This window comes from Vibrio sp. 10N.247.310.24, assembly GCF_041467175.1.
GTDB lineage: Bacteria > Pseudomonadota > Gammaproteobacteria > Enterobacterales > Vibrionaceae > Vibrio > Vibrio tasmaniensis_A.
Genome location: NZ_JBFSUD010000124.1, coordinates 1 through 8,385, shown reverse-complemented (window position 1 = coordinate 8,385; position 8,385 = coordinate 1). Strand labels below are relative to the sequence as shown.

5 protein-coding genes are annotated in these 8,385 nt (G+C 44.5%); 2 read left to right on the top strand and 3 right to left on the bottom strand.

Annotated features, from left to right (window positions below; all coding sequences use genetic code 11):
- Nucleotides 1-367 precede the first annotated feature (367 nt).
- Together AB6E08_RS21920 and AB6E08_RS21915 are read left to right on the top strand one after the other, a co-directional pair.
- Nucleotides 368-1,585: an ROK family protein gene (locus tag AB6E08_RS21920; protein ID WP_017097686.1), complete on the top strand. Its 1,218-nt coding sequence runs from the start codon at nt 368-370 to the stop codon at nt 1,583-1,585.
- Nucleotides 1,586-1,752: 167 nt separating this feature from the next.
- Nucleotides 1,753-2,694 (top strand): chemotaxis protein CheV, encoded by a 942-nt coding sequence (locus AB6E08_RS21915; RefSeq protein ID WP_009848992.1) that lies wholly within the window; start codon nt 1,753-1,755, stop codon nt 2,692-2,694.
- A gap of 123 nt (nt 2,695-2,817) precedes the next feature.
- Here AB6E08_RS21915 and AB6E08_RS21910 read toward each other — a convergent pair whose 3' ends face one another.
- The 3 genes from AB6E08_RS21910 to imuA all read right to left on the bottom strand — a co-directional run bounded on the left by AB6E08_RS21910 (nt 2,818) and on the right by imuA (nt 8,207).
- On the bottom strand, nt 2,818-5,910 hold the full coding sequence (locus AB6E08_RS21910) for an error-prone DNA polymerase (protein WP_372063843.1): 3,093 nt from the start codon (nt 5,908-5,910) through the stop codon (nt 2,818-2,820).
- Between the two features lie 113 nt (nt 5,911-6,023).
- Nucleotides 6,024-7,496, bottom strand: a complete 1,473-nt coding sequence (locus AB6E08_RS21905) for a DNA polymerase Y family protein (protein WP_017100267.1) — start codon at nt 7,494-7,496, stop codon at nt 6,024-6,026.
- Between the two features lie 3 nt (nt 7,497-7,499).
- Entirely contained in the window at nt 7,500-8,207 is a 708-nt protein-coding gene (gene imuA / locus AB6E08_RS21900; RefSeq protein ID WP_017100266.1) for a translesion DNA synthesis-associated protein ImuA, read from the bottom strand.
- Nucleotides 8,208-8,385 lie beyond the last annotated feature (178 nt).

Below are 8,385 nucleotides of genomic sequence, written 5' to 3'. Positions count from 1 at the left end.
TGCTTAGAATGACTAGGCTACTTCTCCCTCGCCGCGATTAAAACGCTTTTATCTCAAACAAAATTTAACCACGAAAGGTCAACGCGCCTTAATTAAGTATATGCATTAATTGATTATTTATTGGGAGCTAGAAGGATATTTCTTTATTTGTATCCAATTATTGAATTCAGGGCTCAATAACGATGTTTCATTGAGAAAATTAAGTCTCAATTTATCGATGTAGGTACTAATTTTTCTCGAACTATTTGACTAGATACACAAAGATTCATGTATATACGTGATACGGGTCACGGCGATATACCAAGTGACTTCACAATTACTTCGCAAAGTAAAAAAATTACCGCGTTGATGATTTCTGGAGCGTAAAATGTACATGGCTCAACCGGGCCATATTGATCATATCAAACAGGTCAATGCTGGTCGTGTATATAAACTAATTGACCTTAAAGGTCCTATTTCTCGTATCGATCTGTCCAAGCAAAGTGAGTTGGCCCCGGCGAGTATTACTAAAATTACCCGTGAACTCATTGAAGCTCACCTTATTCACGAAACGACGGTTCAAGAAGCCACGACTCGTGGGCGTCCTGCTGTCGGTCTGCAAACCAATAACGAAGGTTGGCAGTTTCTGTCGATGCGTCTTGGTCGCGGATACTTAACGATCGCGCTCCATGAATTGGGCGGCGATGTACTTATCGATACTAAGATTGATATTCATGAACGTGACCAAGACGATGTACTTGCGCGTCTTCTGCATGAAATTGATGAGTTTTTCCAAACTTATGCCGAGCAACTCGATAGGGTAACAAGTATTGCGGTTACGCTACCGGGGCTTGTGAATTCTGAGCAGGGGATTGTGTTGCAGATGCCACACTACAACGTTAAAAACTTAGCGTTGGGTCCTGAGATCTACAAAGAAACAGGTCTACCTGTCTTTATTGCCAATGATACCCGAGCGTGGGCATTAGCAGAGAAGCTGTTTGGTCACTCTCAAGATAACGATAACTCCGTTTTGATCTCGATTCACCACGGAGTAGGCGCAGGGATCATTCTCGACGGCCGAGTATTGCAAGGTCGCCACGGTAACATCGGTGAGCTGGGTCATATTCAGATCGATAGACAAGGCAAGCTTTGTCATTGTGGTAATCATGGCTGTTTAGAAACGGTTGCGAGTTCACAGGCTCTCCGTGAGCAAGTCAAAGAAAGACTGGCTAATGGCGAGGCATCATCACTAACGGCGTTTGAAGATGTCACAATTGAACAGATCTGCGCTGCTGCTGCTGATGGTGATCCACTGGCTGTTGAAGTGATTGAGCAGTTAGGTCGTTACTTAGGTGCCGCGATAGCGATTGTGATCAACCTGTTCAATCCTGAGAAAATTTTGATAGGTGGTGTTATCAATCAGGCTAAAAGCGTGTTGTATCCTGCGATTCAAAAGTGTATCGAAGAGCAGAGTTTATCGGTTTACCATCAAGATTTAGAGCTGGTGGAATCTCGATTCTATAAACAAGCCACCATGCCAGGTGCTGCGCTTGTTAAACAAGCTTTATATGATGGCCAATTGTTAATGAAAGTGATTGAAGGCTAACCCTTTTTTTATCGTTTTTAGCCTTCCTTTAACCCTTTCCATGCACTTAAACTATGTATAACAGCATTTGTTGTACTTAGTTTAAGCATCTGTGTATTTGCGCTTTGCTTTAACCTATCGAATTAGGCTATTGTAGCCACAGTTATTATTTGTCACTAAGGTGTTGTATGTCTGGCGTTTTAAATTCTGTTGATCAGAGAACTAAACTCGTCGGTGAAAACCGTCTGGAACTCTTGTTATTTAGCTTAAATAGTCGCCAACTATTTGCGATTAACGTATTTAAAGTGAAAGAAGTCTTAAAAGTGCCTGTACTCACTCGCTTGCCAGGCTCTCACCATCATATTACGGGTGTTGCTTCTTTACGTGGTGAATCTGTACCTGTGATTGACTTACGCAGTGCGATTGGTTTCCCACCATCACGAGATGAGACTCAAGAAAACAACTTGATCATTACCGAATACAACCGAACCGTACAAGGCTTCTTGGTTGGACAAGTTCGCAATATCGTGAATACGACATGGACAGAAATCCAACCGCCACCAAAGACTACGGGTCGAGCAAACTATTTAACTGCTATCACGCATATCCAAGAAGAAGAGCAGCACAAAATCGTTGAGATCATCGATGTTGAAAAGGTGTTAGCGGAGATCATCGACTACGATGTGTCGATTTCTGACGGTGTTCTAGATCAGCAGTTAGCGAATGAAATGGTTGGCCGTAATGTGCTTATCGTGGATGACTCTTCAACAGCACGCAACCAGATCAAAGGCACCTTGTCGCAACTTGGTTTGAACATTATCGAATGTTGTGACGGCTTAGAAGCACTGACTTTACTTAAGAAGTGGTGTGATGAAGGCAAAGACATCAATCAAGAAATACTGTTGATGATCACCGATGCCGAAATGCCAGAAATGGATGGCTACAAACTGACTCATGAAGTTCGAACTGATCCTCGAATGCATGACTTGTTTATTACGCTAAATACTTCATTAAGTGGTAGTTTCAATGAAGCCATGGTTGAGAAAGTAGGGTGTAATCGCTTTATTTCTAAATTCCAACCAGACCTCTTAGTTGAAGTAACTCAAGAGCGAATGCGTCAGATTTTGTAATTAATGCAGCTGTACGGAAGCGGACGTTGAGGTATAACTCAACAAATTGAATTTAAGGGAAGCGGATGCTTCCCTTTTTCGTTTCTAGCGTTTCTAGCGTTTCTTAGAGGGCAACTTGATTCGTTAATGAAAATCTCGGGATTTGGTGTTCAAACCAATAATGTCATCGGTAATATCGATGAGTTTACCCGCTATAACATGCACAACTTCGCCTTCCTTTTCTAATATTCCTTGTACTTTTAACGCTTTGGCTGTCAGATAAGCTTGCTGTTGAGAGCGCGCGGTTGCTCCCCATATCACGACATTAATATTGCCCGTGTTATCTTCTAATGTAACAAAGGTAACACCTGCCGCGGTTCCGGGAGCTTGTTTTCCTGTGACTAATCCAACAACCGTGACCATAGATTTGTGTCTTTGCTGTATTAAATCCTTCATGTGTGTGAATCGACCTAATCGTCCCGCTTCTTCTAGCAAAGTGATTGGGTGTTTGTTCAATGAAATTCCGACACTGGTGAAGTCTTCGAGTAGATCTTGCATCTCATTGGGTTTGTGCAGTGCATGTTCGTCATGTCCATCCCCAACATCGTCATAGACTTGGCTAAACAGAGGTAAATCAGAAGCGGAGTCCATGATTGTCCAGCGAGTCTGGAAGCGGTCTCCCGATACGTTATGTAGCGCATTGGCCGATGCCAGTAGCTCGATATCTTTCTTATTCATCGATAACTGTTTCACCTGGCTAGGGTGGCGATAACCGGATTGTGGACGATTGGCGAGCACGCTTTGAATCCCATGTTCGCTGAATCCTTTGATTTGTCGCAGCCCTAAGCGAATCGCTGAACCATTCTGATGAGCGATGACAGTGTGGTTGTCTTGTGAGGCGTTCACACATACCGGAAGAACTACCACATTGTGTCGTTGTGCGTCTTGTACCAACTGTGATGGGCTATAAAACCCCATAGGTTGGCTATTGAGCAAGGAAGCATAGAAGCATTCTGGGTAGTAGCATTTCAACCAAGCTGAGCAATAGGCTAGCACCGCAAACGAAGCAGAATGGCTTTCTGGAAAACCGTATTCGCCAAAGCCGCATATCTGTTTAAAGATCTGCTCAGCAAACTCTGTCTCATAGCCGCGTTTTTGCATTCCTTCGATGAGCTTGTTTTTAAACTTAAAGACGTTGCCATTTTTCTTCCAAGCAGCCATGGCGCGTCTGAGCTGATCTGCTTCTCCGCCGGTGAATCCTGCGGCAACCATCGCGAGCTTAATCACTTGTTCTTGGAATATCGGCACACCCAAAGTGCGCGACAGTACCAACTCCACGTCTTTAGATGGATAACTGATTGGCTCAATACCATCTCGACGCTTTAAGAATGGGTGAACCATATCGCCTTGACTAGGCCCAGGACGTACGATAGCAATTTGAATCACCAAGTCGTAATAAGTCTTCGGCTTAAGCCTTGGCAGCATACTCATTTGCGCACGTGACTCAATTTGGAATATCCCGACCGTATCTGCTCGCTGAATCATGCCGTAAACCTGAGGATCGTCCTTAAGGCGAGTGATCTCAGCAATGGTCAGTGATCGCCCGTGAATGCGTTTGATCAGGTCGAAACATTTACGAATCGCAGAGAGCATACCTAACGCGAGTACATCAACTTTCAGCAAGCCTAAGGTTTCTAGATCATCCTTATCCCATTGAATAATGGTTCGATCGTGCATTGCCGCATTCTCGACAGGAACCAGCTCATACAAAGGACCAGAAGAGATCACAAAGCCACCAACGTGCTGAGACAAGTGACGTGGAAAGCCAATGATCTCATTAACCAAATGGATAAACTGCTGTCCCTTCAAAGAATCAGGCTGTAGCCCCAATTGAGTGAGCTGAGCCTGCCAACCTAAGCTTTTGTCCCTGCGATTGGTGTTCTTAATGAAGTAGTCGAGCTGAGTTTCTTGTAGCCCCAATGCTTTACCGACATCTCTTACCGCACTTTTGAAGCGGTATGAAATGACAGTTGCGGCAAGTGCTGCGCGTTCTCTACCGTATTTTTTGTAGATGTATTGGATGACTTCTTCACGGCGCTCGTGCTCAAAATCGACATCAATATCAGGCGGCTCATCGCGTTCTTTACTGATGAAGCGTTCAAATAGCACTGAGATTTGTCTTGGGTCGACAGAGGTGATCTCTAGGCAGTAACAGACCACGGAATTGGCCGCTGAACCTCGACCTTGGTAAAGAATCCCTTGGCTTTTGGCAAACATGACGATGTCGTGGATCGTGAGAAAAAAGAAAGGGTAGTCAAGCTCGTCAATTAGCCCCAATTCTTTCTCTATGATTTGTTGAATGTCGTTAGGCACGCCTTGCGGGAAGCGAGTTCGTTTTCCTTTCTCGACTAACATGCGTAGATAACTCATGGGTGTCTCACCTTGAGGAATCAGTTCACTGGGGTATTCGTATCGCAAGCTATCTAAATCAAATTCACACAGCTCAGCGATACGATTGCTCTCTTCTAGCCACTCAGCTTTGAATATATGCGATAGCTTATTGATGCTGCGTAAACAGCGCTCGGCATTGGCGAGTAAGTGACTGCCCACTTCAGTAATGGGACGTTGGTATTTGATCGCAGTGAGTGAATGCTGCAAGGGTAAGCGGTTCGCGTTGTGCATCAGCACGCCACCACAAGCTGTAATCGGCAGTTGGTGATGTTGTGACAGCTCAACGCAGTAATCTGTGTATTGTTGGTCGGTTTGCTTTAGGTGTCGTTGTAAGCCGATCCAAAGCCGACCTGAATGGTGCTGGGAGAGCCATTGCCCCCAGTGCGCGTCTTCATTTTTCTGTTGAGGAAACCAAAGAATGAAGCAGTGTTTAGCCGACATGATATCCCACTCAGAGAGTTGATAATGTCCTTTGCTACTACGACGTCTCGCATTGGTAATAATACGACACAGCTCGGCGTAGGCTTGTCTATTCGGACATAACAAGACAACTTGGCACTCTTCATTTAACCAAAACATGCTCCCGACAATTTGCTTGAGCGACAGTTTATGTTGCTTGATTGCTGAGTGAACCTTAACGATGCCCGCGACTGAGCACTCATCAGTAACTGCGAGTGCTTTGTAACGTAAGAAGTCGGCCTGTAAAACCAACTCTTCCGCGTGCGAAGCTCCCTCAAGGAAGGAGTAATTACTTTGACAGAAAAGCTCTGAGTATTGCTGAGACATAACGTAATCTCACTTAACCATTGCGAGTGAACATGATTGAAAAGGGCGTTTAAGTTGAGTAAATGGTGCGGGTTGGAGATTCAACTTTTGTTGGTTAGCTAAATAAGTGTTGGTTAGCTGAATAAGCCGTGTAAGAACCACTGTTTATCTGGTGTTCTAAATACCCATAACCATCGGCCGTTTTCACTGTGAGCAATAAAGTAGTCACGAATGATTTTCTCACCATCCCACCAGCCAGACACAATACGCTCAGGGCCTTGAGATAAGGTGACGCTTTCAGTTAGGGCTTCGGGCTCTGGCAGTAAAATACTGGGCCTGAGTCGCTGTTGGTTAATGCTGTTCGTTGTTGTGGCTTGTTGATCGAGTTCTTGTGGATCTCGCCCCTTTTTCGCCGTATGACTTAGTGTTGGGAGCGAATACTGATTGGCCTTTTCTGGCCTTGGGTCATGCTGTATTTTCGGTGTTTGAATACAGGCTTGCCCAAGCTTTGCTTGCAGTAATGAGAGCAAATCTAACGCGGCAAGTGTTCCTGTATTGCCATCAAAAAGATCACGGTAGGCCATTTGCGGTTCTCCATGACGAATTACGGAAAGGGTCAGTCCCTGTACGGGTGCTGTTATCTTGAGTGACTCTAAGGTTAGATGCGTTAGGTTTGCCCATTTGACTGCAAGGTAATCGCCCTGTGCTGAATAAAAAGAGACAGGGTGGTCGTCTTTATCCCTTAGGTGCAAAGTCAGCGTTAACTCGAAAGCCACTCGGTCACGTAACCTCAAAAAGCACTCGAGCTGATTCAACAATTTCAGCAAAGGCTTTTCAATAAATAGAATGTTTTCAATATCAAACAGCAGCTCCAAATATTGTTGGAAACTCTCTGGTGGGTGATAGAAATCAATCGGGTGCTTGAACTGCCCATTAAGACGACCAACATAGTTCACCAAGTCGATATCAAAGCGGCGCGCGACATCTTGCAGAGGCAGTGTTAATAAGTCTTCAACGACATTGATACCAACACGATTCAGGCGCTCAACTTGTTTAGCAGGCAGTTCGCTAGAACTTAGAGCTTGTTGGTTAACCCAAGTCTTCATCTGTTGAACATTGTTCGTTGCTTGGTTGATCGCTTGCTTACCCAAAAGGATCGCAGAAAGCGGTGAGTAACCCGTCGCAAAGTTGAACTGAATATTGAGCGTTTCTAAATGGCTTTTGAGTTCATGCCAGTAATTATCTAACCCATCGTAAAGCGACAACATGTTAGAGGCTTTAATCAACAAACCATTAGGTGGCAATAACGCCATATCGGAAGTGACCAGATAAGCCCATTGAGCAATCTCTTTCAGCTTATTTTTCTCTAGCTCAATACTGTAAGGGTGGACGTGTAAGTTATGGCAGAGCGCCGCTGCAGACCCTAGCCCCATGCCCAGTGTAATGCCTGATTGCAAAGCGGCTTGGTTAGCTTGCAGCACACGATGATCTTTCTCATCGACGATGATAAGAGGCTGATTGCGTGAATCTTCGTTCGAACCCAATTCATTAGAGTTAAACAAGGTGTCCAATTGTAGGGATGAGAAATGCAGATACAACCACAGCATACGTTAGCCTTGCTTCGCAATAGGGAAAGCCAGCACCGTGTTACCAGATAACGCGTGAATTGAGATGTTTTCATCGATGACTTTTTCTGTGAGTAACGGCCAGTTCTGGTTCATGTCCAGAATAAAACTGCCATACGACCAACTGCCTTTTCTCTTAGTCACCTCAACCTTTAACCCTTGGATGTGAGAAGACAGCTTCATGCTTAAAGAAACGGGCAGGGATAACTGATTATGGCTGGTGGCTTTAAAGTGAAATTGCAGGCATTTGCCCGTTTCGCTTGCTGCTTGTAAGCGTTTGGTTTGGTGGATTTCGAGATCGGCTCCCCATAACAATACAGAATGACAAGCACCACTCTTGAGGCATTGCTCGGCTGCCCATAATGCATCGAGGTCGCGTTGAGGCTCGATCACCAAGATGTTATCGAGCTCAATCCCTTGGCTGCTAAAAAACTCGGCACAGATCTTCCCTGGCGGGTTAATGAATATGGCCAGCTTCTGTGAGTTTTGCTGAGCTAAATAGGGGGTAAGCAGGCGCAGTTCACCGATCCCTTGTTGCGATTCAACCTCAATAACACCATGCGTCGGAAAGCCACCATCAAGCTGTTTATCCAGTTGAGGATAGCCTGTCGAAGTGGTGCTGCCTTGCGTTGTTGATTGTAACCCTTTCCAGATTAGCTGGCGGTCTTGTAAGTTTTTTATTAGTTCATGCATAATTAAATACCTGTATATTTATACAGTATATTTAACAATGAAAAAGATGCAAAGCAAAATGACGAAAATTAGGTGAACTAACTATTAGATGGTTGATTTAGATACAAAAAAAGCCGCTATTAAAGCTAACACTGATCATTTAAGCATTTTCCTGATCAGTTGAACGATCCTACAGATG

What these genes read in the sequence shown, in the direction of transcription:
- AB6E08_RS21920 (WP_017097686.1), top strand. Translation starts at nt 368, where the DNA reads ATGTACATGGCTCAACCGGGCCATATTGATCATATCAAACAGGTCAAT.
- AB6E08_RS21915 (WP_009848992.1), top strand. Translation starts at nt 1,753, where the DNA reads ATGTCTGGCGTTTTAAATTCTGTTGATCAGAGAACTAAACTCGTCGGT.
- AB6E08_RS21910 (WP_372063843.1), bottom strand. Translation starts at nt 5,910, where the DNA reads ATGTCTCAGCAATACTCAGAGCTTTTCTGTCAAAGTAATTACTCCTTC.
- AB6E08_RS21905 (WP_017100267.1), bottom strand. Translation starts at nt 7,496, where the DNA reads ATGCTGTGGTTGTATCTGCATTTCTCATCCCTACAATTGGACACCTTG.
- imuA (WP_017100266.1), bottom strand. Translation starts at nt 8,207, where the DNA reads ATGCATGAACTAATAAAAAACTTACAAGACCGCCAGCTAATCTGGAAA.